Origin of the sequence: Streptomyces lacrimifluminis (genome assembly GCF_014646095.1) — a bacterium.
GTDB classification, from domain to species: domain Bacteria; phylum Actinomycetota; class Actinomycetes; order Streptomycetales; family Streptomycetaceae; genus Streptomyces; species Streptomyces lacrimifluminis.
The window spans coordinates 200,642-226,478 of the sequence record NZ_BMMU01000005.1; the positions used below are offsets into that span (position 1 = coordinate 200,642).

Consider the following 25,837-nt stretch of genomic DNA (forward strand, 5'->3'; position numbering starts at 1 on the left):
CCGTCATCCGTCATCCCTCGCCGATCACCCACCAGAACGATTACGAGGGGACAGCCATGCCCGGAGCCATCCGGACTATCAAGCGCGGGGGCTCGCGCTTCTACATAAGCCCCGAGACCGCCGAAAAAGTGCCGGGCGTAACGTCCGTGGTCGGAATGCTTCCCAAGCCGTTCCTGACCTTCTGGGCGGCTCGCATGACCGCAGAAACGGCAGTCGAGAACCTGGACGCCGTACGGGCTATCGCCGAGCGTGACCCCGCCGGGGCTGTTGACTTCCTGCGGAACAGTCACACCCGATACACCAATCTGCGGGCAAAGGTCGGCTCGGATGCGCACGATCTGTTCGAGCGCATGATCCGGCTGGAGGAGATCGGCCGAGTCCATCCGGACATGGAGCCGTACCGGCTCGGTTTCGCCGAGTTCCTGCTAGCTGTACGCCCCGAGCTGATCAGAGCCGAAGACGTGTGCTGGTCGGACGAGCACGGCTACGCGGGCAGCTTTGACGCAATCATTCGGCTACGGCTCGGCGAGGACGGAAAGCCCGACCACGAAAACGGCGAGTGGCACACGCTGTTGGTGGACTGGAAGACGAGCAAGAGCGCGTATCCGGACGTGGCACTACAGCTCTCCGCGTACGCCCATGCCGACCGGGTCATTTCTGCGGACGGAAAGTCCGAGCCCATGCCCAAGGTGGACGGCGCGGCAGTTCTCCACATCACACCGGACGGTTGGGTGTTCAAGCCCGTTCGCATTGACGAGGAAATCTTTAACGTGTTCCTCACGCTGCGCCACGTGTTCCAGTGGGACCGCGAGATCTCCAAGACCGTGTTCGGCAGCCCGATTGCGCAGAGCGTCCGACGACTCATCACCGGGACGCAGCGACGCGGCTAAATCCCGCACCAGCACCAGGACGAGCACACAAACGGCTCGTCCTTTTTTTATGCCCAAAATCAGGGGGAATTCACAGTATGGCTATTCGCATCTTCGAGACCGACCCGGACGCGCTGCCGAAGGGCACGTTTTCGGATGACACCGTGGGCCGATTCCACTCGGGCCGGTCGGTCAACGGTATTCCGGAAGCTCTCGCCGACTGGAAGGTGACGACCGGTGACCCGGACGTTGCCGCGGCTATCGCTCAGCTCATGGGCGGGCAGCCGGAAGAGACGGACAGCACGTCGGAAAACTACATCGAGATTCTGACGGGTACGAACCGCGTAAAGGTGGTTCTGTCCGGGGCTTCGGCGGTCTCGTCCGATATGAAGCTCTGGAACGGCAACGTCCTTATCCACCACTGTGACGGGGTGGAGTTCCTTTCTCCGGAGACCGACATGGGTAAGCCGTGCGGTTGCCCGCCGCTCATGGAGGACCGGAAGGCAGCTCACAAGGCAAAGCGGGGTCCGGGGCCGAGCATTTCGGTTCTGTTCCGGCTCGCCGAGGATTACGACCTTGGCCTTTTCCGATTCCAGACGGGCTCTTGGAAGCTCGCCGAGGTCCTGCACGAAATCGCGAACTCGCTGGACAAGGTGGACGGCGAAGCCCTCGCCGAACTGTCCATTGAGCTGGTGGAGTACACCACCAAGAAGGGGCGGGACGTCTCGTACTTCAAGCCGGTAATCAAGGTTCTGAAGTCCTGGAACGACGCCATTGCCGAGCCCAAGACGCTCTGACCGGGCGGCCGGCTAGGGGGCTCCGAGACGTTCTCGGGGCCCCGTCAATGGGGGAGAAATCACATAGCAATTCTAGAACTGTGCGCCGGTTACGGCGGGATCGGGCGGGCTGTCGAGGCTCTGACCGGCGACAGGATCAAATACGTTGCGGAAATCGACCCGTACGCGTCCCTGATCCTCGCGACCCGCTACCCGCACGCACCGAACATCGGGGACATTACCGAATTCGACTGGTCCACCCTCGCGGGAAAGGTGGACATCATCACGGCGGGGTTTCCCTGCCAGGACATCAGCAATGCGGGGAAGCGGGCGGGGATTCATGGCGAGAGGTCGGGTATTTGGGAAAGCGTCCTCGGGGCCGTTCGCGTTCTTCGACCACGGTTCCTTTTCTTGGAGAACGTATCCGCCATCCGAAACCGGGGCTTGGCGCACGTACTCGCGGGATTGGCCGCGAGCGGGTACGACGCGCGATGGTGTTGCTTCCGCGCGTCCGCAACTGGAGCCGCCCACCATAGAGATCGATGGTTCTGCATCGCTACCCCTTCTACCGACTCCGTTGGCATCCGACGCGTCTAAGGGTCCGGATTTCGCGCGAGACGAGAGACAGGGAAGCGGCGGGCAGGATCTCGTTACCGCGGTGGCGAGGCTTTTCGACAAGGACCGTGCAACACGGCTTTTCAAGACTCCCACGGCCAATTTGGGAACCAATGGTGCCCCGCAGCATCCGGACAAGCGCCGCGAGGGCGGGCATGGGCCGACACTCGATGACGAGGTTTCGTTCCTTCTCCCCGTTGACCCGGAAGTTGCCGAGGAAACCCCCGGGGCTTTCCATTCCCCGCCGGAATGGTGGGCCGAGTTTGGGCCCGCAGTACACCGCTGGGAAACCCTCATGGGCTCGCCGGCTCCGATTCCGGTGGAGTTCGGCCCCCGTGGCGGTCGTCGGCTCTCGTCCGTTTTTGCGGAATGGCTCATGGGGTTGCCGCGGGGCTGGATCACTCACATTCCAGGACTCAACCGTGCCAGGCAGCTAAAGGCAGCCGGTAACGGTGTCGTGTCGCAACAGGCGTTCACGGCGTATCTGCATTTGCTGAATCACAAGGAGGGAAAGACGGATGGGTAAGCGGGGGGTCGTTACCGATTACGCGGGCGAGGAGGTTTACCGGGGTGACCTGGTGGCCTACGCGGCACGGCAGGGAAACCGCGTGCGGCTTACGGATGCCGTGGTTGACAAGGTGACTACGCGGCTTGTGGACGGACGCTTGCGCGCCATGCTGCGAGTCCAGCCGACCGGGGTGGAGTCGGGTTTCACAAAGCGTCGATCTCTCCGTAAGGAGTGGATTTCCGCCGAACACGTCCGGCTCATCATGCCGAGCGTGACGGACGAGCGCGTTTAAGCAACAGACCAGGCGAGGGCCGGGCGACCGATATGGGTTGTCCGGCCCTTTGCTGTGTGGGGGGACCAATGGAACTTGAGATAACTGCCGATCGTGCCCCGGCACTTGGGGACGTGCGGCAGCTCGGGCGGGGCGACACGCTGCGACTCCGGGCCGGATGGATGACTCGGGCGGACTGGCTGCGCTATCTCGCGGCAGCCGCTCACGCCGTGGCACGTGGTGCACGCGTCCACCAGGGGGCCGACCGTGGCTAACCCGAACAAGGCGCGCGGGACCATGTGGGAATCCGCCGTGCGGAACTTCCTTAACGCTTTCCTTGACCTGGTCGACGGCAACGGGGTGTTCCGCGACCCGTTCGACGGCATGAACGTCCGCAGACCCGCGCAGGAGGGCGCACGCGATATCGGGGACGTGCACGCTGCCCCGTTCATTCTCGAATGTAAGGACGTGCGGAGTCCCGCCGTACCGACGTGGCTTCGGCAAGCCCGAGTGGAAGCCGTGCATGCGGGCTTCCCGTATGGCGTGGTCGTGCACAAGGTGCGCGGGCTCGGTGTTCGCTCGGGACGTGTGCATTTTGACGTACGTACGTGGACCCGGACACGTACAGCGCTCGGGCTGTCCTCGCGGGACATGTGCGACCGGTACGGGTTCACCGCTTCGCTGCGGGGTCTGGACTCGGGCCGCTGGTATCTGACGACCGATGTTGAGCGGTTCGCGCGGCTACTCGCCGACATACGGGCGGGGGTGGCTGGTCGTGCTGTTCGCTGATCTACTCTCGCGCTTCGGCTCCGCCGACGAGCACCAGGACGGCGGATACTCCGCGCTCTGCCCCGGACACCAGGACTCGCGCCCGAGCTTGCGCATATGGCGCGGCGAGGACAACAAGGTTCGGATCACGTGCCGGGCCGGCTGCCGCACCGAGGACGTCATCACAGCGGTACGGCTGTCCTGGTCCGATCTGTTCGACGTGACGGGCCCCGGTGCCACGGTGTCCGCCGAGCGTCCCGAGCTGGTCCCCGCGCGACTGGTCGCCGGGCTCGCCGCGTACACCGACCGAACGTCGGCAGCTCTCGGGGACTACTCCGCCGAGTGGGCCGGGAAGGCTCGGGCCTACCTCGCCGACCGGTTCGGCCTCGACCTGGAGACCGCCGCAGAACTTCGGATCGGCGTGGACCCCGGCGACCAGGGCGACGGCTTCCCCTACCTCTCTCGCCAGTACCGGACGCACCCTCGCGTGACCGTGCCCCTGTACGGGTTCGACGGGATAGCGCGAGGGCTACAGGGGAGGGACCTTTCCGGGCAGTGCCCGGCACGGTGGCTGTCTCTGATCAATCCACGCGGTCACCGCTGGTCCCCGTTCGGGGTGTTCCGCGGTGCTGGTGGATACGGGACGGTCCTGGTCTGCGAGGGACCGGGGGACGCGCTCACTGCTGTTGCGTGCGGCTATGACGCCGTGGCGATTCGGGGGGCTGCACTCGCCGGCTCGCCCGAGCTGGTTGCCGAGCTTGCCGAGGGTCTGCGGGGCTCGCTCGTCATCCTCGCCGGGGACGCCGATACGGCGGGCAACGGCTTCTCTGCTCGGCTCGCTGCGGGTCTGGCCGGACACGGCGTGAACGCGCTACGGCTCGAACTGCCCCGCGAGGGCGACGACTTGACCGCATGGCGCGAGCGGGACCCCGAGCGGTTCGCGCCCGAGCTGCACCGTGCAGTCAAGGCAGCGAAGCCCGTTCGCGACACCGCCGATGCGGAAGCCGAAGCACGGTCCGCCGAGCTTGCCGAGCGCACCGGGGCCGACACCGTGACGCGCGACCAGGGGGCCGAAGCCGCGGAGATCCTTGCCCGCCTGGTGGGACAGCTCGGCGAGTCCGACGCGATGAACGCGCATGCGCTCGTCGCCTGGTGCGGGGGCCGCATCCGCTACGCCCCGGGGCTCGGCTTCTACTCGTGGGACGGCTCGGTGTGGGTGCGCTCAGACACCCGCGTACGGCAGGAGATCCACCGTATGGGGGCCGCGCTCGTCCTCGCCGGGCAGACCCAAGCCGCCCGCGGGTTCACCATGACGAGCCGAATCGACGCGCTCATGACGGAACTCCGGTCGGTGCCCACGGTCCGCGTGGAAGCCGTCGATTTCGACAATCGGCCCGATCTGCTCGCCTTCCGCAACGGCGTGGTTGATCTCCGCACGGGGCATGCCCGTCCGCACGACATGCGGGACATGCTCACGTACGGACTAGATATCGACTACCAGCCCGAAGCCGAGTGCCCGCGGTGGGAATCCTTCCTCGTTGAAATCTTCCCCGGGATGCCGGACATGCCCGCCTACATTCAGCGGCTCATCGGCTACGGGATCACGGGGCACGTCACGGAACAGGCTTTTGCGGTCATGTGGGGGAAGGGGGCGAACGGTAAAAGCGTGCTAGTGGACACGCTCACGGCCGTGTTCCGGGCTATCAGCAAGACCACGCCCTTTGCCACCTTCGAAGCCAAGGCAAGCGGCGGTATCCCGAACGACATTGCGTCGCTCCGCGGTGCCCGGCTCGTCATGGCGTCCGAGGGTGAGAGCGGGGCACCCATGTCCGAAGCGATCCTGAAGCGGGTCACCGGTAAGGACATGATCAGTGCCCGCTATCTCCGCCGTGAGTTCTTCGAGTTCAAGCCGAGCTTTCTCCTGTTGCTCGCCACGAACCACAAGCCCAAGTTCAAGTCACAGGACGAGGGGCTTTGGCGACGCGTCAAGTTGCTGCCTTTCCTGCGGTACTTCGCACCCCATGAGCGGGACCACTCGCTAGACGTGCGCCTGTTGGCGGAAGCCGAGGGCATCGCAGCGTGGGCCGTACGCGGCTCCGTCCAGTGGTACGCGGGCGGGCTTCAAGACCCGCAGGTCATCACGGGTGCAAGCCGCGAGTACCGCGAGACGTCGGACCAACTCGCCGGCTTCTTTCCGGGGGTCTTGGAGCGCACCGACGACGACCAGGTGATGAACGGGACCGAAGCGTTCAACACCTATTTGGAGTGGTGCGAAGCCGAGAACCTTCCGGCTCGCGAGCGCTGGACTCGGCGCACCTTTTACGACGCCATGGAAGAGCGTGGGGTGTCCCGCAGAAAGACCATGCGGGGAATCTCTCTGGTCGGGCTCCGCGCTGCCGACGAAAGCCCTGACGTCGCCGGTCCGGGAATCTTCGGAAGCTGATCACTGACCATTCACACGGGTCGTCCACCTATTCCGGTGGGCGGCCCGTTTTGCTTTAGGGGGAGGAATGCGCGAGTTTCGCCATGACATAGCCGGCGAGCGGGTCACGGTCCACGTTCCCGAGGACACCGCGGACCTGAAAAAGTTTTGGGAATGGCTGTACCAGGCGCGAGAACGGGGACCGATCGCGCTGGACACCGAGACAACCGGGCTGGATATCTACTCGCCCGGCTACCGACTCCGGACCGTCCAGTTCGGGGACGCACATGATGCGTGGGTTCTGCTGTACGAGCGCGGGAGCTACTTCGCATCCTATGCGCGGGAAGCAATCCAGCGTTGCCGCCAAGTGCTCATCCATAACGCTGCGTTCGACTGGTTGGTTTTGGATCGGCACGCGGGAATTCCGCTGGAAGATCTCGCACCGTGGACGGTCGACACCCGCATCTTGGCAAGCCTGGTCGACCCACGGCAGCCCCAAGAGGGCGGCATAGGAACGGGGTTGAAGCCGCTTTCCGCTCACTGGGTTGACCCCGCGGCCCCGGACACACAGAGCGGGCTCACAGCAGTGTTCCGCTCCCTCGGTCTCACCAAAGAGACAGGGTGGGCGGGCATCCCGCTCACAGAGCCGACGTACCTCCTGTACGCGGGGCTGGACGTGATCCTGACGGCTCGTCTCGAACCGGTCCTACGGCGAGAGCTTGCCCGGCTGGAAGTGCGGGACCAGCTCGTCACGTACGAGCACGAGATAGCTCGGCTCTGCGCCGTGATGATGCGCACGGGCCTGGTGCTCGATACGGAGTACACCGCGGACCTTGACCGCCGACTCGGCGAGGACGCGAGCACGTACGCGGAGGCAGCTCGGCGGTACGGAGTCGAGAACGTCAACAGCACGGCCCAACTCGCCGAAGCGTTCGCGGGCATGGGGGAAGTGCTCACCGAGCACACCGCGAGCGGAGCCGTCAAGGTTGACAAGAACGTCTTGCTCGCCCTCGCGGACATGTCGTTGCAGTGGCAGCCGCTCGACACCCGCACACCCAACCCGCTCGCCCTCGCCGTGCTCCGCAGCAAGCGGGCCGGGAAGTGGCGTAAGGCGTACACGCGGACGTTTCTGGAGACCGTGGACGGCTCGGGCCGGGTTCACCCGTTCATCAACTCGCTACAGGCGAGGACGGGCCGTATGTCGATCACCCGCCCCGCACTCCAGACCCTTCCGAGTTCCGATTTCATGATCCGTCGGTGTCTGCTCGCCGACCCCGGTCACGTGATCGTTTCAACGGACTTCAAGGCTGTTGAAATGCGGGTTCTCGCCGCCCTCGCCAACGTCCGACGCATGAAAGAGGCAATCGCCAAGGGCGAGGACTTGCACGACTTCACCGCGCGGCTCGTTTTCGGCGAGAGCTTCACCAAGGCTCACCGAAAGCTCTGCAAGGGCGTCGGTCTGTCGAAAATCTACGGTGGCGGAGCCGAGACGACTGCCCGGCAGACGGGTGCACCGATCGAGGACGTGCGAAGCGCATTCCGGGCTTACGACCGGGTGTATCCGGAGATCCGCCGAGCGGCTTCCCGGTGGCAGCGCGAAGCCTTCCAGACGGGAATGGTGCTGGTGTCTGTCACCGGTCGCCGGCTGCCGCTGGACCGGGACCGCACATACGCCGTGACGAACTATCTGTGCCAGAGCACCGCGCGGGACGTCCTCGGGCAATCCATGCTGAACATGGAATCGGCCGGGCTGCTCGAATACTGCCGCTTGCCTATTCACGACGAAGTGTTGGCATCGGTGCCCGAACGCGAAGCCAAAGAGTTTGCCCGCGAGTTCGAGCAAGCTATGACGTTCCCGATCTTCGGAGTCCCCATCGATGCGGAAGCCGAGATAGGCGGTCGGTCGTGGGGCTCGCTGTACGGGGCCGACCACTAGTAACACCCCGTGATTTTCCCACGCAGAGTAATCGAGAAAAACCGACGAGCGACGCGCCCGTTTCCATTTAGTTGCACGCGCATGAATCACGGGATGGTCACGGTATCCGCGATCCCTTCACAATGGCGCACTCAGTGCAACCGATTTGAGTAACGGATTGGCCGAGCGTTACGAAACGTTGCGGCTGGTGCGCCAATATCCCAAGTAAGTGCCGATACGAGTAGATCCTCCCGCCTTATGTGCATTGTTGTGCCGCTGGCATATCCATAAGTTCGTTGCCATGCAGTGATTTGGCAATGCGCAAGCCCCGTCCTGCTAATCCGGGACGGGGCATTTTCATGCCCTTTTGCAAGGCGCATTGCATTCGAGCCGTAGGGCCCTTTGGCGACCCCTCGCGCTCCGTTCCGGGAGACCCTCCGTCCCTACGGAGGGGCAACCAAATCTTCCACCCGGAACGGTGCCCCTTGACGCAGCTCACCCATGACCAGATTTCCGCCGCGAAGGAAAACGACCTTGACGCGGTGACCGCAGTAATACGCGAGACCGAAGCGCTTGTTTCTGCCCGAGGGCGGAAGGTAGCCGGAATCAACGGCGACAGCGATTTGATTGATGATCTGACCCAAACCGGGCGTATCACGGTGTGGCAGGCAATCGGCACCTTTACCGGAACCGAACCTGCACAGTTCATGGCGCACATTGACCGTGCCGTAACTCGGTCCATGGAAGACGCCCGACGTGAAGCCATCCGCCCCGGTGTTGCCACTCGCGTTGCCAAGGCTTTCGAGGACGCCATTACAAAAGCCGGTGGTGACCCGTACGAAGCCGAGCGAATAGCGACCACGGACGCCATGGGAAGCGACAAGATGAGCCCCGAGCTTGCGCGAGCGGCACGGCTTTCCTGGCTCGGTCTCGATTCGTTGGACCGGCCGTTCAGCGGCCCCCTGTTGGGTCCGGGCGTGACTCTCGGGGACGTGGTGGCGGGCGAGATGGAATCCCCCGCCGAGTTGGTGAGCGCGTCCGATGTGGCAGCGCACCGCCGGGAGGTGATCCGGGACCAGGTGCACCGCTCGTTGGGTCTGCTGTCCGAACGGCAGCGCCACGTACTCAAGGCGGACCACGGCATAACTCCCGTCCCCCACTTCGGGGACGGTCCGGATGCGCTACTTGCCGACGACATGGGTGTGACCGTTGACCAGGTCAAGAAAACCCGATTCAAGGGCAAGACCCGGTTTGCCGAGCTGTACCGAGCTGGTGCACGCACATGGTGACCATGACAACCGGCGACGGAGGCACCGTGACCGTGACCCGCTGCGGTGAGCTGGTGGACATCCACGTTCGGGACAGCTCAGGGCGGACCGTCGCGACCGTGACCCGCCGAGCCGGCGAGGCTGCACTACTGCTCTCAGGCTCTCGCAGAAAACCCCAGAACCGGCCGATCCTGTGAACGTGTACATGCCCACGGACGGTTACGACTCGGCGCTTCGGAGAGGGCTCCGTTGCACCCCCCAAAGTGGTTGAGCGACGCAAGTAATGGTTCGCATCGCGGGGCAACCACAACCAAATCAGTGGTCAACGCGTCGCAGTAGGGGCAGAGTTGACCAAGTGGCGCATGTGAACCGACCGGTAGTTTGCCCTTCCTATACTCGAACGTCTGTACTAATGTGACTACATGGTTACGCACAGCAAGGAGTTCTACGTACGAACGACTGTGATCGTTCCCATGATTGAGGGGAACAACGGCGGGTGGATGGCTTGTCCTGAGCTACCCGACGTGTTGGGGGAAGACACCGTGCGGTCGTGTGGCGACCTGCGGTTGATCGTGGAAACACAAGGGGGCGTCGTGGCGCATCTGCTACGCGCAATAGCGCAGTACACCGGGTTTCGGCTGTTGGTCCGAGACCGCCGCACGGGGGCACTCGCCGGCTCCGTCGAATGGGTACGCAACGACGCTGGGGTGTGGGTCCAGTGGGACGAGCCCGTGACCGCGTGTGCCTACGGACAGCACCGCCCCACGGTGCTGCTCGCCGCATGAGTACGAGTGCCCGCAGGTTCGTGGACAGCCGCAAGGAACGCACAGCCGCTGACGCGCTTGCCGCCCGCATGGCTGCCGTACTGGTCCGGGCCCAAGTCACCGAGCGGTTCGGCGTGTTCGTGCAGCGCATCCCCGTATCGCGCGATGAAGCGGGGTGGGGGGTCTACCTCGCAGACCGCATGCCCGACCAGGAACCACCCGCGGGGCTGACGTTTGGTGCCCCTACGCGCGTAGCGTCCGCCCGAGCTGCCTAGCCGCGACAGTTGCCCCGCCATACCTTCCGATCCGGGGGTGTGGCGGGGCTTCCGTCGTCGAGTGTGGGCACAGCGAAGCCCCACCATGCCGAGCGCGATGGGGCTGCCGTGATGAGCGGGTAGGGCAACTTGTCAGAAGGTCCCGAACTCTCCAACCTTGAGGCTCGCCACGAACGACGTGAATGAACCAACGGGGAAGTTGAGCACTGGGCCAGCCTGGTTCTTGGAGTCACGGACGGGGACCACGCCACGCGAGACGGCGAGGTTTGCGGCGACCTCGATGCAGTCGCCACCGTTGCTGCTATAGGAGGACGTGAACCACTGCGGGTCTTCGGTCGTCACGGTGTGCCCTTTCGAAGCTGTTCGATCATGGCCACGGAAGCCGCCTGGGGCATCGCTTCGGCCTGTAGCTGATGGTAGGCGGTCAGCATGGGCAAGACGAGCCCGGTATTCCGGTCTAGGTAGCCCTGCATCGCGGACTCTGCGTACGCGATCATCGAACGGTCGGCAAGAGTGACCAACCTGACGGGTAGGTCAAAGGGCCGCCGCTCGCCGAGTTCATACGGTGCGACTTGGAGAACGGTGTTAGGCAGCTCGGCGAACGCAACCAGTTTGGCCAACTGGACAGCCATGACCTCCGGCCCGCCGACGGGTCGCCGGATACAGCTTTCGTCCAACACCGCGTAGACGAACGGTGGTGGAGTTCGTACTAGCGACGCTTGCCGCTCGGCTAGAAGAGTTAGCCGCTCGTCTGCCTGTTGCTCCGTGATCGCGCCCCGCCGCACGGCACCCGTGGCGATAGCTGCCGCGTACTCCGGAGTCTGGAGCAAGCCCGGAACGATCCCGAGTTCAAAGAGTCTGATCTCCGCGGCTCGTACCTCCTGCCTCACGTACTCCGGGAACCCCTCCAGTAGTGCGGTGTTCTGTAGTGCACTCACCATGCGTTGGAACTTGTCACCGGTTCCAAACGCCCTGTCAGCACCTGCCGCGAAACGATTAGTTGGAGGGCGGCGACCAGTTTCGACAGCGGAAATATGCGTTCCGGTGCACCCCATGCGTGCGCCTAGCTCATCTTGCGTCCACCCGCGCTCGTCCCGAAGTTGCCTCAGACGCTGGCCAAACGCTGCCCCCGGCGACATTTCAGGGTCCAGCACCTTCCGGTTCACCATGCAGAGTTCCTAACTCTCCGAGCAGATGCCGCAAGTTGAAGACGCTGCGACCGTAAGCCACGCTAGCGGCCCTTGGTAGTGGAGGCACTACGGAGAGGAGCGGTCGTGTCCGGAGAGAACGTAACCCTGGGATCGCAGACCCCTCTACTCGTTCCGGCCGTTGGCGCGCTTGTTGCGGACGCACGGGACCGGGTCGGAGAGTTCCGCGGCGAGTGGTGCGGTGAGTGGTGCTTGCGCCCTGTCACTGGTGGTACCGAATGGACGGTGGCACCCGAGGACGTGCAGCCGGCGAGCCCCGAGCAACGCTTGCGCGCCGAAACCGCCCGAGCGAACGCACGAAGCCGGGGCGAGGTGCTGTGACCACCACGACTCGCCGCACGTTCCGTTTCGTCAATTGGACGCTTCGGCCCGACCAGGACGACGACGCCCCGCCGCTCATGTACGGGTTCCGGTGTCTCGCGCTTACGGACGACGACACCGGGTGCGCCGCAAAGTCCTCCTTAAGTAAGGACCCGACCGAACCGCAGACATGGGCGTTTGCCCACAGGCGTGAGCACCCCGAGCACACCAGTTATGCCGAAGTGATCGAACGCCCGTGGGTGATGTGGCGGGAGGGTTCGACGTGAACGATCGCTCGGGGATGGCGGGCTATTGGTGCGAAGTGCTCGCGGAAGGCGAGGTGTACGGCACGCGCGAAATCGTGGCGTACTGGCTCGGTACCTTCCAAACGATCTCGCCGAAACTCGCGTTGCGGTGGCTTGGCACCCAAGCGCTTCGGATCGCGGACGGGCTCGACCCCGACCCCGCGTCGTCGCCGTGGTTCTCGGGACGCACGTGTGAGGCCACGCCGACCCGAGACGCACCCGCCGAACTGCGTATGTGGCGTGCAGACGTTGAGCACCAGCGCGCCGCCCGCGAATGCATCAAGGGCGGAGACCCGCTGTTCGTAGTCGTACGCGACATGGACTGTCGGTACACGCTGTCTGTGTGGCCCGTCCGGGTGCCCGTACCGGACATTGCCCCTCACCAGCCCTCGCCCTGGTCGTACGAGCCATCCGCGGACCGCGCACACGGTCTGGCTCCCTCCCCTTCTACGACCAGGGCGGGCTACTCCTGCGGCGCTGGTGCTCCGTCGCTCTGAGACTCCGCCCCCGTCACATGGACTCGCTCTGTGGCAGGGGCGGGCACTACCCCGGTCGGCTGACTGCGTGACGGTGGCAGCCGACCGGGCTGCACCGACTGACAACAGCAGACGGAGAACAGAGCAATGGGCAAGGGCAAGAACACCGTTGCCGCTGCGGCGGCAGCCATCAAGCGAGACACGGCCAGGAATCCGGCCCCCAGCCCCGACCAGACGCAGGGGGCGTTAGCGGATCGCCACGTCCGCCAGAACACCCCGGACAGCCTGTATGGCGACGACTCGGCGACCGACAACCAGGAAGGAACCGACGCGTGACAACGCTCATCGAACTGCCCGCGGTATCCCCGCTCGCCGGAATCCAGTCCCTCGAACTGGAGATCACCGGAAAGTGCCAACTCACGTGCACGCACTGTCTGTCCGAGTCCAGCCCGCAAGCCACGCATGGGGTGATGACTCCCGCAGACTGGCGAGCGGTCATCCTCGATGCTGCCGCACTCGGCATCCGAACCATCCAGCTCATCGGCGGAGAGCCGACCGTCCACCCGCAGTGGCGCACGTTCGCTGACCTGGCGCTCACCCTCGGGCTCCGTGTGGAGATCTACAGCAATCTTTTCTACGTGCGTGAGGAATGGTGGGACCTGTTCACTCGCGAGGGGGTCACGCTCGCGACGAGTTACTACAGTGACGACCCCGAGGAACACGACCGGATCACGGGCCGAACGGGCAGCTACGTTCGGACCCGGTGCAACATCCGGGAAGCGATCAACCGTGGCGTCACGTTGCGGGCCGGAATCGTGGACATCCTGCCGGGACAGCGGGTAACCGAAGCCCGCGCCGAGCTGGAATCCATGGGGGTCCAGCGCATCAACACGGACCGGGTGCGGGCGGTCGGGCGTGCTGCACTGCCCGGTTGGAAACCGACCCTTGACGAGATGTGCGGGCGGTGCACGCGCGGACGGGCGGCAGTCCTGCCTAACGGAGACCTCGCCGGCTGCGTGCTTTCGCGCGACTTCCCGGCGGGCAACGTACGGGAAACTCGGCTCACCGAGTTGTTCGGTGGGAAGGCTTGGGCGCAACTCACCGCAAGTATCCCGATGCCCGTCCGCAACGCGTGCACGCCCGACGACTCCAACGACTGTGACCCGGCGAGCACTCCGTCATGTGATCCGCAGTGATCACGCGTACCAACAAAAGGACCCCGATGGACACATGGCAGCACCACGCGGAGCGGCTCGCCTCTCACGTGACCGACCCCGACTCCCGATGGTTGGACCCCATAGCGAGGGTGGCCCGTCACGAGCTGGTGCCGCGCTGGTGGGAGCGGGACAAGACGGGAGGATGGCAGCTTCGCGACGGAGCGACCGACCATGAGGCATGGATGCGAGCCGCGTACGCGGACCGCTCGTTGATCATCCGAGTTGGCTCGCTCCACGCTGACGACGCGAAGCCAGGCGACCAGCCCCACGGGATGCCCACCTCGTCCGCCACCCTGCCGAGCCTGCTGGTCCGGATGCTGCGGCATGGGCGACTCGGGCCGGGACTGTCGTTCCTGGACTTGGGCACCGGAGCCGGCGGGCTCACCGCGTACGCCTGTCATCGGCTCGGGGACCAGCACGTGACAAGCGTGGACGTTGACCCTTACCTGACCAACGCGGCGGGGGCACGACTCGCCACCATGGGGTTGCACCCCGAGTTCGTCACCGCGGATGTGACCGACCACCTACCGGGGACGTACGAGCGGATCGTTTCCACGGTCGGGCTGCCCACTGGTCGGGGGCTCGCTCCCGTTGTCGGTGCTCTGATGCCGGGCGGACGCATCGCCACCACCCTCGGGCGAACCTGCCTGATCATCACCGGGTGGAAGCACGGCGACGGGGACGTGATCGGACAGGTGGAACGAGACATGGCCGGGTTCATGCTCACCCGGTCCGGGGACGACTTCCCGCCCGCGCTCGCCGAGTTGTCCGCACTCGCGCGTGACGCTGGTGGAGAGGAGACGACCACGGGCGGTTATCCCGTGGTGGACTTGGATAACGCCTGGGAACTGCGATCCATGCTGGAAGTCACGACACCGGGTGTGGAACTCGCCTACGAACAGCGCGACCGGACCCGTACCGCCTACATGGTCCATCCGGACGGTTCATGGGCCCGAGCATCCGCCGATGGAACCAACCCGCCAGAAGTCCACCAGGGCGGCCCGCAACGTCTGTGGACTGCGCTAGAGCGCATCCGCCACCGACTCAACGCGGAAGGTTCGTTGCCGTTGCTCGGCGCGCGGGTTCGCATCACGCCCGATGGTGTGTGTCATCTGTCCCGTGGGAACTGGCACGCGACCATGGGCGTGCGATAGCCAACGTGCGCTGAACGTTCCCGTCCGTCCGTTCGGCGCACTTTCCCGGCGACGTCCACGAGCGTCGCCGCCCGCCCCGCCCGTGCGCTGCCCCCCTGTGGCGCATGGGCGGGGCTCTCTCTTTCTCCCCCTGCCAAGGAAGACCCCGAATGTTGCAGTGCACGGCCGTTGCCGTCATACCGCCCACACACGCCGTGGTCGGAGACCCCCCGAAACCCTCCTACGTTGCGTGTGTGCTTGCGGAAAACCACGGGGAGATGCACGCCAGCTTCTTAGAAGCCATCGACGGATCTGCGGTGTGGTTCGTGTGGTGCGGCCTCCGTGGGCGGTTTCTACTCATGCCCTGGTGCGAGGCACCAGCCGAGAACGGCGACGCGTGCACGTTTCACCGAGACCACCCCGCCGGGCACTCATGGGAAGTGACCGACCCGACGATTGATGCGCTGTGCGCTGAGTTGGCACGCCGACACCCGCACTTGTACCCCGACCGAGAGTCGAACGAGGACTAGCCGTCCTGGCTGTTGCCCTCGCCGGATTCCGAGCGTTCCACCACGAACGAACCCTTCCCCCACACGGTTTCGACGAGCCCCCGTTCCCGGAGCACCCGCACAGCTCGGCGGGCAGTCTCGCGGGCTACGCCGAACCGCCTGCACAGCTCGGCGTCGGACGGGATCGGTTCGCCCGGCCCGTATTCCCCCGCCCTGATTTCTGCGGTGAGCGCGTCCAGAACCCGCATGTAGGGGGCGTGCGGAGTGTGCGGGTCAGTCGGTCGCTCAGGCATGAGGCAGAGCGTAGACAAGCGGCCAAACTTGGGCGACTTAGACGTGCAGACCAGTTAGACATGTAGACGAGTTAGACGTGTTGGCTTAGCGTCGTCCCTGAAACAAGAAACGCCCCGACAAACCGCGTAGGACCGGTTCGCCGGGGCTCCGACCGAACAGCTATCTAGGAGCTGAACGACGTATGCGCGACTCTATCGCCCGGGCCCTGGTGTGGGCCCTGCGGCTGCTACTGCCCGCCCGCGGACGCCACAGGACCGCACAGCCCGCCCCTGCGCCCGTCACTACGGAAAGCCCGTGGGCGAAGCCGTGGACCGGACCGAGTTCCGCCGAAGTCCGTGAGATCTTCCGCGCGGAAGAGACTTTGCGGCTCACCCCCGTGCAGCGCGAACGGTCCTGGGCTGCCGAGTTCGCAGCGCGCGGAGTTGACTACGACTACCGGTATCCCGGCGATCACTTCGCACAGTTCGGGGTGTCGGTATGACCGCCGAGGAACTGTTCCCGGAAGTCCCGCCCGTCCTGGTCGTCGTCTGCTGCGACTGCACGACGCTGACGAGCGCTCCGATTGCCGTCCGGTGGATACCGAGGACCAGCGGCCCCGGAGTGACCCTCTACGCCTGCCCCTCCTGTGCCCCGAAGCTGGGTGCCGCAGCGACCCCCGGTGACGTGATCCGCACGCAACCTTCGTGGCGTTCTGCTGCGACGTGATAGGCAAGTAGTGATCTTGTGAGAATTCTGGGAGGGGACACAGTGAAGCGCAAAGTGTGGGTCATCACGGGGGTTGCAGTGCTCGCGTTCGGCGGGGTGCTCTCGCTGTTCGAGGATGAGCCCGACAAGGCTTCGGCCGAGAGCGCGAAGCCGACCACAACAGCAGCGCAGGACGCGAAGCCGTCGACCAGCGCGCCCGAGCCGAGCTCGGCGATTCCGTCGCCGGATGCAGCACAGACCGCAGCGCTCATCCGCGCGTTGAACGCGATAGATCCGGGGTTGGCTGCGAAGGAAGACAGAGCCGTTGATCGGTCCCGCAACGTGTGCTTGGACGTCAAGGGCGGCAAGGATGCCGGAACCGTCCAGAGCAACGCCAAAGCCCGTTTCGAGGGTGGCACGGTCCCGAGCCTCACCGACGACCAGGCGGCGGACATCGTGACCGCCGTTAAGTCGTCGTTCTGCAACTGACCAGACAGCAAAACGCCCCGTGCGGCCCAAGTGCCGTGCGGGGCTTCTGTGTTCTCTGACGTGCGCGTATGCTCAGAACTGGTAGTTAGCAGTGTTGGGGTCCGCCATCAGGACCCAGCCGCTGCCGTCGGGCCTGCGGTGGTCCGCGACGACCCGGGCCCCGAGGGAGACGACCCGCTCGACCTCCTCGTCCCGGGTGCGCCCGTGCGGTCGCAGGTCGAGATGCAGGCGGTTCTTCACCGCCTTGCCCTCCGGCACCTGGATGAACAGCAGCGTGGGCCCGCCGTCCGGGTCCTGGAGCACCGCCGCCGGGTCGCCGGGCTTGTCGTCGTCGGCCAGCGGGCGGCCGAACACCGCGCTCCAGAACAGGCCGACATCGTAGGGGTCGCCGGTGGTGTCGAAGGTGATGTTGTGGATCGTCGGGAAAGACAACGAGGCCTCCAGGCCATATGAGGGACACACCGCCTGTGAGCGTCCTGCACCCGGCGCCGGAAGTCGAACGAATAAGGCGGCCGGTAGACGGCCTCTGCCGCGTCTGAAAGATCCCAGACCGCTGAAGGGCGTACAAACAACCAGCGGCAGGGTCGACAAGTGGTGCGCAACCCCCGCCGATCGGCGCCCATGCGTGATCCATGCGGTTTCCGAACACCTCGACTGCACCTTGGAAGGACCACAAGCAAGGGATCAGCGGGGAAATGGCATGAACATTCAGTTGCTGGGCTACGTCGAGGTGCGCACACCTTCCGGGAGCAGGGTTCCCATGTCCAACGGGGTCGGGCTGTTGCTGGCCGCGACGGCGTGGACACCCAACGCCTTCGTCGCCGACGAGGAAGTGATCGAACGCCTCTGGGAGACGCAGCTGCCGGAGCATCCGCGCAACGCTCTCTACACGCTGGCCACCCGGCTCAGAAAGGCACTGCGATGCGTCACGGACGGCGGGGGTCCGAGATTCGAACTGATCAGGCGTTACGGAGGGTACGTCCTGGCTTTCGACGAGGAAGTGGTCGACACCTCACGGTTCCGGCGCCTGGTCGCGCAGGCCAAGGACGCCCGGCGTCGAGGTGAGGCGGAGCGGGCCCTGGCGCTCTACGGCGAAGCACTGGCTCTGTGGCGCGGTGAGCCACTGTCCAACATGAGGACCGCATGGGCGGACGCGGCCCGCCTCACGCTCCACCACGAGCATCGGAACGCGGTGATCGGCGGAGCCGAACTGAGCCTGCGGCTGGGGCGCAGCGACGAGTGCGTCGCGCCGCTCCACGAACTGGCCGCACGTCACCCTTTGGACGAGCATGTCGCCGGTCTGCTCATGCTTGCCCTGCATCGCGGCGGACGGCAGGAGGAGGCGCTGAGGTGCTACCAGGCGACCCGGGCGCTGATGATCGATCTGCTGGGTGACGAGCCGGGTCCTGAACTCCGGAGCGTGCACGAGCGCATCCTGTGCCGGAGCGAGAGCCTGCGACCCGATCGCGGGGTGCTGGACCTCATGACGTCATGAGGTCATGAGGTCATGAGGTCATGAGCCGTCCTGGTTGCCCACCTCGGCGCCGTCGAAGTGGGCGGCCATGTACAGGTCACAGCGAGCCCCCGCGTCGGACGGCAGCTCCTGATGCCGCCGCCGTCGCCGCGCCTGCCGTTCGGGCTCCCACGGAACGGCCGTCCGGTAATGGCCGTCCGGGACGCGGATCTCCTCGAACAAGGTATGGGCCCGATCCCGGTCGGCCAGGGCGGAGCGGGCGTCGCCGGCGCCGTCCCAGGCTGCCGCCCGGGCCGTCAAAGCCCGTGCCAGAGACAGCCGTTGACCCGACTCACCTGCCCGGTCCACCGCCTCGTGCGCCTCCCGCAGGGCGTCGGCCACCGCACGGGTCTCCAGGAGGACCAAGGCGGTGAGCGTACGAATACGCGGCAGGGCAAGGGGGTTGCCTTCGATCGCCAGTTGCGCGGCACGCTCCAGATGCCGGATCGCGTCCTCGTACTCGCCCCGCGCGCAGCACACCGTGGCCTGCGCGAGGAGCATCTCGACGAGTCCCGTCCGATGGCCCGTCCGTTCCGCGATGTCACGAGCGTCATCGAGGTGCCGAGCGGCATCGTCCGGCCGGCTGATACGAACCTTCGCCACAGCCAGGCCGACCAGCGAGTCCACCTCGCAGTTGCGGTTTCCCACCTGCCGGGACAGTTCGAGGGCATCCTCGTACGCGAGGATCGCGCGGTCGCTGTGCCCGGCGTCGTCGAACACCCTGCCAAGGGTCTCCAGCGCCACCGCTTCCCCGTAGACCGATCCGGAGTCACGCGAGACGAGGAAGCATTTCCGTAGCGCCTCCATCGCCTCGGCGAAGCGGGCCTGTTCCTGCAGAATCAGCGCGAGGTTCACCAGGGCCATCGAGTGCGTGTGGCGCCCGCTCTCACCGATCAGCGACGACAGCGCCTTGGTGACCGCTTCCTCCGCCTCGGCGAGATGCCCCAGGGAGTGGTAGAGGGAGGCCATGTTGATGAGCATGATCTCCGCGCTCTTGGTCACGCCGAGCTGCCGGTAGATGTCAAGGCACCGGCGGTAGAGCGGTGGCACCTCCTGGGGCTTACCGAGGAGCTTGAGGGTGACCCCCTTGCCCTGGAGTCCGGCGGCCTCGCCGAACAGCCATCCGGCACGGCGTGCCAGGGTCTCCGCCTCCTCGTACTCCCCCAGGGCCCCCTTCAGGTCCCCGTTCCGCCACCTCGCGTTCCCGGTGGAGAGGTTCATGGCGGCCTGGCCCTGGAGGTCGCCGCTCCGCTCGGCGGCCTCACGCGCGACAGCGGCCAGCCGTATCCAGTCCGACATCGGGCGCCGGTGGTGGAACAGGTCCAGCAGGGCGTCCACGAGCTGCCACGCGAAACGCGCGGGACCGTGTTCCGCCGCATGCGCGATCGCGGCGGCGATGTCCTCCCATTCGGATTCGAACCAGGCGTAGGCCTCGTCCTGCGTGCCGAATCCCCTCGGCCTCGACCACTCGGCGGGAGGAGGGCACGCCCACGGCACGTAGAGGCCGCACACCCGCGCCACATTGACGACACTCTGCAGGTAGTGGTCCAGGACGCGTTCGACCGCGGCCCCCCGTTCGGACTCGTCGTCCTCCGCGACCGCGCGGTCCCTGGCGTACTCGTGCACCAGGTCGTGCCAGGCCGAGCGCCCGCTCCCGGCGTCCCGCAGCAGGTGCACTCGTTGCGCCAGGCGCAACAGGTCGGACATGTGCGGTTCGTCGATCCCGGCAGCGGCGGCGGCAGCGGCGGACGAGCGCCCTGTTCCCGCCACCAGGCCGAGGAGACGGAACGCCCGCCTCGCTTCGGCCGACAGTCCGCCGTACGAGAGGTCAAGCGCGGCCCGGACCGCCACGCTCTCCTCGCCCTCCACGTGCAGTCGCGCGAGGCGTCCCCTTTCGGCGAGGTCACGTACGTAGTCCCTGATGCTGCCCGGCCGGTCACCGATCCAGGAGCTGGCGACGCAGAGCGCGAGCGGCAGACGGTCGCAGAGTTCCACCAGCCGGGTCGCGGATTCCGGGTCGGCGGCGACAGCGTCGGGACCGACCGCGGAGCTGATCAGCTCCAGGGCCTCCCCGCTGTCGAGCACATCGCAGGACACCCGGAACGCCCCGTCCAGAGTGACGAGTCCATTGAGTCTGTGCCGACTGGTCACCAGCGTCAGCGAACCGTTGGAGGAGGGGAGCAGGTCCCGGACGTACGACGCGTCCGCCACGTCGTCGAGGACGACCAGGATCCGGCGCTCCGCCAGCACCGTGCGGTACAGCGCCGCCTGGGCCTCCCACCTGAGCGGAATGTCCCGGGACGCGCAGCCCAGTCCCTGCAACAGGAGGGGGAGCGCCTCCTGGGGAGTCATCGGCTCGGCATCGTCGAACCCCCGCATGTCCAGAAAGAGCTGGCCGTCGGGGAAATCGCCCGCGATCCGATGAGCCCAGTGCAGTGCCAGCGCGGTCTTCCCCACCCCGGCCGGCCCCACGACGAGGACGAGCGCCTCGGCCTGGCGTCGAGCGGCGTCGAGCAGGCGCAGTTGCGCGTTGCGGCCGACGAGGCGCCGCGGCTCTCGGGGGAGCTGCCGGGGAACCTGCCGGTGCTCTGGGGCCTGGCCTCGTCCGGATACTGGTTGCGCACGGTGAACAACGTCACCGCGCAACAGGCGCTGCTGCAGGGAGCCGATCTCTTCCGAGGGCTCGACTCCGAGTTCATCGACCATGCGTCGCCGCAGGTCGGCATAGACAGCCAACGCGTCCGCAGTCCGTCCGTCCCGTTGCAGAGCGCGCATCAGCAACGCGTGGGGGCGCTCCCGCAGTGGATGCTCCGAGGTGAGGCGGATCAGGTCGGCGGCGGCCGTCCGGTGCCGGCCGAGTTCCATGTCGGCCTCGGCCCTGCCTTCGCGAGCCGCGATGTACAACTCGGTCAGGCGTCGGCGCTCCGCCTCCATCACCGGCAGGTCCGGAAGAGGATCGCCGCACCAGAGCATGAGTGCCTCGTCATAACAGCGATGGGACTCCGCCCAGTCCCCGTGGGCGGCTGACCGGGCGGCGTCCCTGAGTCTCTGCTCGAAGACGTGGACATCGACTTCGGCCGGGGCCACACGCAGCGAGTACCCCGGCCGGCGCGTGACCAGCAGTCCGCTTCCCGTGGGGCCAAGGGCGCGGCGCACTTCGGCCACCACTGCCCGGACCCGCGCCTCGGACGCGCTGGGCCCGTGCTCACCCCACATGCTCCGGGTCAGGCGCTCGACGGACACGACGTGCTCCGCGTTGAGCAACAGCACGGCGCAGAGGGCGCGCTGGCGTCCGGTGAGAACGACCTTGCGCCCGTCGACCTCGATCTCAAGCGCTCCGAGCAGGCGGAACCGAGGCTGAGGGTTGAGCATTGAAGGAATCTAGACCAACGCCGATGGACTGGCAACGAGCGTGTCCCGGCAGCGGAACAAGGCTGCCTCAGAGGCCGTTGGCGGACGCGCTCTCCGGTCTGCACTGGCCGCCGGACGACCGTCACCAGCAACGGTTCGCGCGGGACACAGCCGAGCCTGGCACTGATCCGCTGCGGCGAGCTTCACCAAGCCTTCTGGGGCTGGTCAGCTGACGACCGGGGGACCTGATCAACGCCAGCGGCGCCGACTTCCAGCGCTCGTGGGCGGCCAGATCGGCTCCCAACGGCCGGCCCTTCGTGCTCGTCTACGCCTACCTGCTCGGCGAGTTCACCGCCTTCGACCGACTCGGTCGCTTCATGCGGCCGACCCTGGCTCGCCGGGTCTTCGGGGCGTGCGGCGGGAAGGCGCCGCCATCGTGTCCCAATCTCCTGCCGCCTGGCTGTCAGTTGTCCGGTCAGGAACCGCAGGGTGCGGCTGGACAGATCAAACGAGGACGGGTGGACGAGCACGCGAAGCCCCTGGCGGACACAGGTGATCTTGGTCAAGAACCCATCTACCAGGAGCTTCGTCGTTGCGCAGGACTGTCCAACTCGCGTTCAGCGCAGCCAACCTGGAAATCGCTCACTACCTGCGACGTTGTCGCACGACGAGGGGCGGTCCCCGTAAGACCGCCCCCACACCACCGAAGCCGCGCTACACTCCCGACGCCCGGCGAGACACCAGGTCAGACAGCAAAACCTGCTGGAGTACTAAGCGAATGGGTGAATACGCGCCCAGGCGGATCGCAGTGGCGAAAACGCCGTTAACTCCACCCTTCGCCCCCGTCACACCTGATTTTCCTCGTGCCGTCCATCGTGCAGACGTCGAGCCAGACCCGGGTTTGCTCCGGAAGGTCACCGGTTTTCCAGTCCGTACAATAGTTCGCAGTGTGACCGGCGGTGCTGACGGTGCGAATGAGGTTGCCGGTGTCTCGATTGTACAGCCACGCCTTTATGGAATACCCGTCGGCTCTCAGGTCGCAGGCTTTCAGCGCGTCGCCGGGCGTACTCCCGATCGGATCCGCTTTAAACCACCCGTACCCATCAGTGGTGCAGACAGGGCATGGCGAACTATGGACGGTAACATCTGTACTTGCTTGCGCCGGAGTCGCGGCCAACACCACCATCCCCCCAGTCACTATCGCCGCCGTTAGCGCATTCTTCATGAAACGAGAAATCGGCATGAGTTTCCCTCTCCGTTGATGGGTTGGCTGAGCTGACCGCATCGCTCTTGATACCAGATGCCTGTCCTGTGGCAACCCCCAGAAATCCCTGCGGCGATCACAAAGATGTGCGACGACCCTTCCCCCGTCAATCGCTCTCCTCGTTCGGCATTCCTGTCGGATGCCCCAGGCGGTTCCGACCTTGATCCCAAGCCTCCCCCAAGGACCTTTCTCGCGGCTTTCAACGCTCTTTCACGCCGATTCGCCGGCGACATCGGTCGCCTACCGGCCTAAAAATCCCCCGAAATACCTGAACCACTCGGATTTTTGATATTTCCGCTTAAATTCAGCCAGAACCGGGCTTGAGGCCATGAAGCAGTACGCCGACGGGGCGGGAGCCACTGGCTCCCGCCCCGAGATCGTCACGGTCACTGTGCGCGCCGCGAAGTCAGTTCTCCTCCTCCAGCGCCACCAGCGCCGGGTCGAGCACGACGTCCTCGCCGCGCGCCTCCGTCGTCGGTTCCTCCGGGAAGTGGCAGGCCGTCAGGTGGCCTTCGCGGTTGCCGGAGATCTGGAGCAGCGGGGGCTCCTCGCTCGCGCACGTGTCCTGGGCCTTCCAGCAGCGCGTGCGGAAACGGCAGCCGGACGGCGGGTGGATCGGCGAGGGGACGTCACCGGCGAGGCGGATGCGCTCGCGGGTCTCCGTCTCGTCGTCCATCGCCACCTCGGGGACGGCGGACAGCAGCGCGTGCGTGTACGGGTGACGCGGGCGGTGGTAGATCGACTCGCGGTCGCCCACCTCGACGATCTTGCCGAGGTACATCACCGCGACCCGCTGCGAGAAGTGCCGCACGATGGCCAGGTCGTGGGCGATGAACAGGAACGCGATACCCATCTCCTCCTGGACCTTCTTGAGGAGGTTCACCACCTGGGCCTGGATGGAGACGTCCAGCGCGGAGACCGGCTCGTCCGCCACGATCAGCTTCGGCCGCAGGGCGAGCGCGCGGGCCACCCCGATGCGCTGACGCTGGCCGCCGGAGAACTCGTGCGGGAAGCGGTTGTAGTGCTCGGGGTTGAGCCCGACCAGCTCCAGCAGCTCCCGGACCCTCTTCTCCCGGCCACCCGCCGGTTCGATCCCGTTGACCTCCATCGGCGACTTGATGATCGAACCGACGGTCTGTCGCGGGTTCAGGGAGCTGTACGGGTCCTGGAAGATCATCTGGATCTCGGAGCGGACCGGCGCCAGCTGCCTGCGCGAGGCGTGCGTGATGTCCTGACCGGAGTACGTGATCCTGCCGCCGGTGGGCTCCAGGAGGCGGGTGATGAGCCGGCCCGCGGTCGACTTGCCGCAGCCGGACTCACCCACCATGCCGACGCTCTCACCGACACCGATGGTCAGATCGATGCCGTCGACCGCCTGTACGGCGCCGACCTTCCGCTTGATCGGGAAGCCGCCGTGGATCGGGAAGTGCTTCGTGAGGCCCTCGACCTTGAGCAGTTCCTCGGTCGACGTACCGGGGGAACCCTGCTGGGCGGGGAGGGTGAGGTTGTCACTCATGTCTCGGTGCTCCCTAGCGCAGCCGGGGCTGGATCTTGTCGATGAAGATGGTCTGCTTCTGCTCCGCCGACAGATGACACGCGGAGGCGCGCCCGTCCGCCAGCGGCGGCCGTACGTCGGTGCAGCGGCTGCCCGGCACCTCGCCGGTGAAGGCGCAGCGCGGGTGGAAGGGGCAGCCCGAGGGCGGGTTGAGCAGCGAGGGCGGCGAGCCGGGGATCGGCGTCAGCTCCTCGTTGATGTCGCCGTCCAGACGTGGCATGGAGCTGAGCAGACCCCAGGTGTACGGGTGCTTCGGCGTGCGGAGCACTTCCTTCACGCTGCCGCGCTCCACGGCCCGGCCCGCGTACATCACCAGCAGGTCGTCGGCCATGGTCGAGATGACGCCGAGGTCGTGCGTGATGAAGATGATCGCGGAGCCGAACTCCTGCTGGAGGTCCTTGAGCAGGTCCAGGATCTGGGCCTGCACCGTCACATCCAGCGCGGTGGTGGGCTCGTCGGCGATCAGCAGGTCGGGGTCGCACATCAGCGCCATGGCGATCATCGCGCGCTGGCGCATACCGCCGGAGAACTGGTGGGGGTAGTCGTCGAAGCGGGTCCTGGGCTGCGGTATGCCGACCTTCTCCAGCATGTGCACGGCACGGTCCCTGGCCTCCTTCTTGGAGGCGCCGGTGTGCTTCATGAACGGCTCGGACAGCTGGCGGCCCACCGTGTAGTACGGGGAGAGCGCGGTCAGCGGGTCCTGGAAGATCATCGCCATCTTGTTGCCGCGGAGCCGCTCCAGCTCCTTCTCCGTGGCGGTGACGAGTTCCTTGCCGTCGAGGACGATCTCGCCGTCGACGGTCGAGGTCCTCGGGTTGTGCAGGCCGAGGATGGTCAGGTTGGTGACGGACTTGCCGGATCCCGACTCGCCCACGATGCCCAGGGTCCTGCCGCGCTCGACGTCGAAGGAGAGGCCGTCGACCGCCTTGACGATGCCGTCCTCGGTGGAGAACCGCACCTTGAGATCGCGGACCGAGAGGAAGCTGTCCGGACCGGTCGGGGCCGGTGCGCCCTCGGGCTTAGTCAGTGTGGTCACGGTGGTTCGTTCTTCCTGGGAGTGCCGGACCTACGGGGTAGGTGCAGGGATA

23 protein-coding genes and 1 pseudogene are annotated in these 25,837 nt (G+C 66.0%); 16 read left to right on the forward strand and 8 right to left on the reverse strand.

What is annotated here, in order from left to right; all coding sequences use genetic code 11:
• The first annotated feature begins 56 nt into the window (after positions 1 to 56).
• From IEY89_RS10870 to IEY89_RS40520, 9 genes are all read left to right on the forward strand, one after another.
• The gene (locus IEY89_RS10870) at positions 57 to 890 is read left to right on the forward strand and encodes a hypothetical protein (protein ID WP_189147114.1); all 834 of its coding nucleotides are present in this window, start codon (positions 57 to 59) and stop codon (positions 888 to 890) included.
• A 77-nt stretch (positions 891 to 967) separates the two neighbouring features.
• The gene (locus tag IEY89_RS10875) at positions 968 to 1,666 is read left to right on the forward strand and encodes a recombination directionality factor (protein WP_189147115.1); all 699 of its coding nucleotides are present in this window, start codon (positions 968 to 970) and stop codon (positions 1,664 to 1,666) included.
• A gap of 78 nt (positions 1,667 to 1,744) precedes the next feature.
• The gene (locus IEY89_RS10880; RefSeq protein ID WP_268240728.1) at positions 1,745 to 2,242 is read left to right on the forward strand and encodes a DNA cytosine methyltransferase; all 498 of its coding nucleotides are present in this window, start codon (positions 1,745 to 1,747) and stop codon (positions 2,240 to 2,242) included.
• 61 nt (positions 2,243 to 2,303) lie between these two features.
• Complete coding sequence (locus IEY89_RS10885) at positions 2,304 to 2,786, forward strand: DNA (cytosine-5-)-methyltransferase (RefSeq protein ID WP_189147116.1); 483 nt, start codon at positions 2,304 to 2,306, stop codon at positions 2,784 to 2,786.
• A 520-nt stretch (positions 2,787 to 3,306) separates the two neighbouring features.
• Positions 3,307 to 3,828, forward strand: coding sequence for a hypothetical protein (locus IEY89_RS10890; protein ID WP_164409514.1), 522 nt, complete (start codon positions 3,307 to 3,309; stop codon positions 3,826 to 3,828).
• The gene (locus IEY89_RS10895) at positions 3,761 to 6,250 is read left to right on the forward strand and encodes a phage/plasmid primase, P4 family (protein ID WP_189147117.1); all 2,490 of its coding nucleotides are present in this window, start codon (positions 3,761 to 3,763) and stop codon (positions 6,248 to 6,250) included. The genes IEY89_RS10890 and IEY89_RS10895 overlap by 68 nt, the downstream gene beginning before the upstream one ends.
• Positions 6,251 to 6,317: 67 nt before the next feature.
• Complete coding sequence (locus tag IEY89_RS10900) at positions 6,318 to 8,165, forward strand: DNA polymerase (RefSeq protein ID WP_189147118.1); 1,848 nt, start codon at positions 6,318 to 6,320, stop codon at positions 8,163 to 8,165.
• Between the two features lie 464 nt (positions 8,166 to 8,629).
• Entirely contained in the window at positions 8,630 to 9,433 is an 804-nt protein-coding gene (locus IEY89_RS10905) for a hypothetical protein (protein ID WP_189147119.1), read from the forward strand.
• Between the two features lie 572 nt (positions 9,434 to 10,005).
• Positions 10,006 to 10,197: a hypothetical protein gene (locus tag IEY89_RS40520; RefSeq protein WP_229695146.1), complete on the forward strand. Its 192-nt coding sequence runs from the start codon at positions 10,006 to 10,008 to the stop codon at positions 10,195 to 10,197.
• A 386-nt stretch (positions 10,198 to 10,583) separates the two neighbouring features.
• On the opposite strand, the gene IEY89_RS10910 is transcribed toward IEY89_RS40520, so the two are convergent.
• Both IEY89_RS10910 and IEY89_RS10915 read right to left on the reverse strand, forming a co-directional pair.
• Positions 10,584 to 10,793, reverse strand: coding sequence for a DUF397 domain-containing protein (locus tag IEY89_RS10910; RefSeq protein WP_189147120.1), 210 nt, complete (start codon positions 10,791 to 10,793; stop codon positions 10,584 to 10,586).
• The gene (locus tag IEY89_RS10915) at positions 10,790 to 11,620 is read right to left on the reverse strand and encodes a helix-turn-helix domain-containing protein (protein WP_189147121.1); all 831 of its coding nucleotides are present in this window, start codon (positions 11,618 to 11,620) and stop codon (positions 10,790 to 10,792) included. The genes IEY89_RS10910 and IEY89_RS10915 overlap by 4 nt, the downstream gene beginning before the upstream one ends.
• Before the next feature lie 257 nt (positions 11,621 to 11,877).
• Here IEY89_RS10915 and IEY89_RS42200 point away from each other — a divergent pair, with 257 nt between their 5' ends.
• From IEY89_RS42200 to IEY89_RS10930, 4 genes are all read left to right on the forward strand, one after another.
• A complete protein-coding gene (locus tag IEY89_RS42200; RefSeq protein ID WP_444545541.1) occupies positions 11,878 to 12,246 on the forward strand; it encodes a DUF7848 domain-containing protein in 369 nt (122 codons plus the stop codon).
• A gap of 641 nt (positions 12,247 to 12,887) precedes the next feature.
• On the forward strand, positions 12,888 to 13,076 hold the full coding sequence (locus tag IEY89_RS10920) for a hypothetical protein (RefSeq protein WP_189147122.1): 189 nt from the start codon (positions 12,888 to 12,890) through the stop codon (positions 13,074 to 13,076).
• The gene (locus tag IEY89_RS10925) at positions 13,073 to 13,936 is read left to right on the forward strand and encodes a radical SAM/SPASM domain-containing protein (protein WP_189147123.1); all 864 of its coding nucleotides are present in this window, start codon (positions 13,073 to 13,075) and stop codon (positions 13,934 to 13,936) included. Before IEY89_RS10920 ends, IEY89_RS10925 begins: the two co-directional genes overlap by 4 nt.
• A gap of 26 nt (positions 13,937 to 13,962) precedes the next feature.
• Positions 13,963 to 15,111 carry a methyltransferase domain-containing protein gene (locus tag IEY89_RS10930; RefSeq protein ID WP_189147124.1) on the forward strand — a complete coding sequence of 383 codons (1,149 nt, stop codon included), beginning with the start codon at positions 13,963 to 13,965 and terminating at the stop codon, positions 15,109 to 15,111.
• A gap of 505 nt (positions 15,112 to 15,616) precedes the next feature.
• Here the strand turns inward: IEY89_RS10930 and IEY89_RS10935 are convergent.
• The gene (locus IEY89_RS10935; RefSeq protein ID WP_229695148.1) at positions 15,617 to 15,892 is read right to left on the reverse strand and encodes a GntR family transcriptional regulator; all 276 of its coding nucleotides are present in this window, start codon (positions 15,890 to 15,892) and stop codon (positions 15,617 to 15,619) included.
• 182 nt (positions 15,893 to 16,074) lie between these two features.
• Between IEY89_RS10935 and IEY89_RS10940 the strand changes: the two genes are divergently transcribed.
• A complete protein-coding gene (locus IEY89_RS10940) occupies positions 16,075 to 16,374 on the forward strand; it encodes a hypothetical protein (RefSeq protein ID WP_189147125.1) in 300 nt (99 codons plus the stop codon).
• A gap of 266 nt (positions 16,375 to 16,640) precedes the next feature.
• Positions 16,641 to 17,066: a hypothetical protein gene (locus IEY89_RS10945; RefSeq protein ID WP_189147126.1), complete on the forward strand. Its 426-nt coding sequence runs from the start codon at positions 16,641 to 16,643 to the stop codon at positions 17,064 to 17,066.
• A gap of 72 nt (positions 17,067 to 17,138) precedes the next feature.
• On the opposite strand, the gene IEY89_RS10950 is transcribed toward IEY89_RS10945, so the two are convergent.
• The gene (locus tag IEY89_RS10950; RefSeq protein ID WP_189147127.1) at positions 17,139 to 17,498 is read right to left on the reverse strand and encodes a VOC family protein; all 360 of its coding nucleotides are present in this window, start codon (positions 17,496 to 17,498) and stop codon (positions 17,139 to 17,141) included.
• 268 nt (positions 17,499 to 17,766) lie between these two features.
• Here IEY89_RS10950 and IEY89_RS10955 point away from each other — a divergent pair, with 268 nt between their 5' ends.
• Positions 17,767 to 18,561, forward strand: a complete 795-nt coding sequence (locus IEY89_RS10955) for an AfsR/SARP family transcriptional regulator (protein ID WP_189147128.1) — start codon at positions 17,767 to 17,769, stop codon at positions 18,559 to 18,561.
• 18 nt (positions 18,562 to 18,579) lie between these two features.
• On the opposite strand, the gene IEY89_RS10960 is transcribed toward IEY89_RS10955, so the two are convergent.
• The 4 genes and pseudogenes from IEY89_RS10960 to IEY89_RS10970 all read right to left on the reverse strand — a co-directional run bounded on the left by IEY89_RS10960 (position 18,580) and on the right by IEY89_RS10970 (position 25,785).
• Positions 18,580 to 21,951, reverse strand: a complete 3,372-nt coding sequence (locus tag IEY89_RS10960; RefSeq protein ID WP_189147129.1) for an AfsR/SARP family transcriptional regulator — start codon at positions 21,949 to 21,951, stop codon at positions 18,580 to 18,582.
• A gap of 389 nt (positions 21,952 to 22,340) precedes the next feature.
• Positions 22,341 to 22,460, reverse strand: a pseudogene (locus IEY89_RS40530) (IS5/IS1182 family transposase); the annotation flags it as partial.
• Between the two features lie 1,140 nt (positions 22,461 to 23,600).
• Positions 23,601 to 24,710 carry an ABC transporter ATP-binding protein gene (locus IEY89_RS10965; RefSeq protein ID WP_189147130.1) on the reverse strand — a complete coding sequence of 370 codons (1,110 nt, stop codon included), beginning with the start codon at positions 24,708 to 24,710 and terminating at the stop codon, positions 23,601 to 23,603.
• Between the two features lie 13 nt (positions 24,711 to 24,723).
• Positions 24,724 to 25,785: an ABC transporter ATP-binding protein gene (locus tag IEY89_RS10970; RefSeq protein ID WP_189147131.1), complete on the reverse strand. Its 1,062-nt coding sequence runs from the start codon at positions 25,783 to 25,785 to the stop codon at positions 24,724 to 24,726.
• Between the last annotated feature and the right edge of the window lie 52 nt (positions 25,786 to 25,837).

What these genes read in the sequence shown, in the direction of transcription:
- IEY89_RS10870 (WP_189147114.1), top strand. Translation starts at nt 57, where the DNA reads ATGCCCGGAGCCATCCGGACTATCAAGCGCGGGGGCTCGCGCTTCTAC.
- IEY89_RS10875 (WP_189147115.1), top strand. Translation starts at nt 968, where the DNA reads ATGGCTATTCGCATCTTCGAGACCGACCCGGACGCGCTGCCGAAGGGC.
- IEY89_RS10895 (WP_189147117.1), top strand. Translation starts at nt 3,761, where the DNA reads ATGTTGAGCGGTTCGCGCGGCTACTCGCCGACATACGGGCGGGGGTGG.
- IEY89_RS10900 (WP_189147118.1), top strand. Translation starts at nt 6,318, where the DNA reads ATGCGCGAGTTTCGCCATGACATAGCCGGCGAGCGGGTCACGGTCCAC.
- IEY89_RS10915 (WP_189147121.1), bottom strand. Translation starts at nt 11,620, where the DNA reads ATGGTGAACCGGAAGGTGCTGGACCCTGAAATGTCGCCGGGGGCAGCG.
- IEY89_RS42200 (WP_444545541.1), top strand. Translation starts at nt 11,878, where the DNA reads ATGGACGGTGGCACCCGAGGACGTGCAGCCGGCGAGCCCCGAGCAACG.
- IEY89_RS10920 (WP_189147122.1), top strand. Translation starts at nt 12,888, where the DNA reads ATGGGCAAGGGCAAGAACACCGTTGCCGCTGCGGCGGCAGCCATCAAG.
- IEY89_RS10930 (WP_189147124.1), top strand. Translation starts at nt 13,963, where the DNA reads ATGGACACATGGCAGCACCACGCGGAGCGGCTCGCCTCTCACGTGACC.
- IEY89_RS10935 (WP_229695148.1), bottom strand. Translation starts at nt 15,892, where the DNA reads ATGCCTGAGCGACCGACTGACCCGCACACTCCGCACGCCCCCTACATG.
- IEY89_RS10940 (WP_189147125.1), top strand. Translation starts at nt 16,075, where the DNA reads ATGCGCGACTCTATCGCCCGGGCCCTGGTGTGGGCCCTGCGGCTGCTA.
- IEY89_RS10955 (WP_189147128.1), top strand. Translation starts at nt 17,767, where the DNA reads ATGAACATTCAGTTGCTGGGCTACGTCGAGGTGCGCACACCTTCCGGG.
- IEY89_RS10960 (WP_189147129.1), bottom strand. Translation starts at nt 21,951, where the DNA reads ATGCTCAACCCTCAGCCTCGGTTCCGCCTGCTCGGAGCGCTTGAGATC.
- IEY89_RS10965 (WP_189147130.1), bottom strand. Translation starts at nt 24,710, where the DNA reads ATGAGTGACAACCTCACCCTCCCCGCCCAGCAGGGTTCCCCCGGTACG.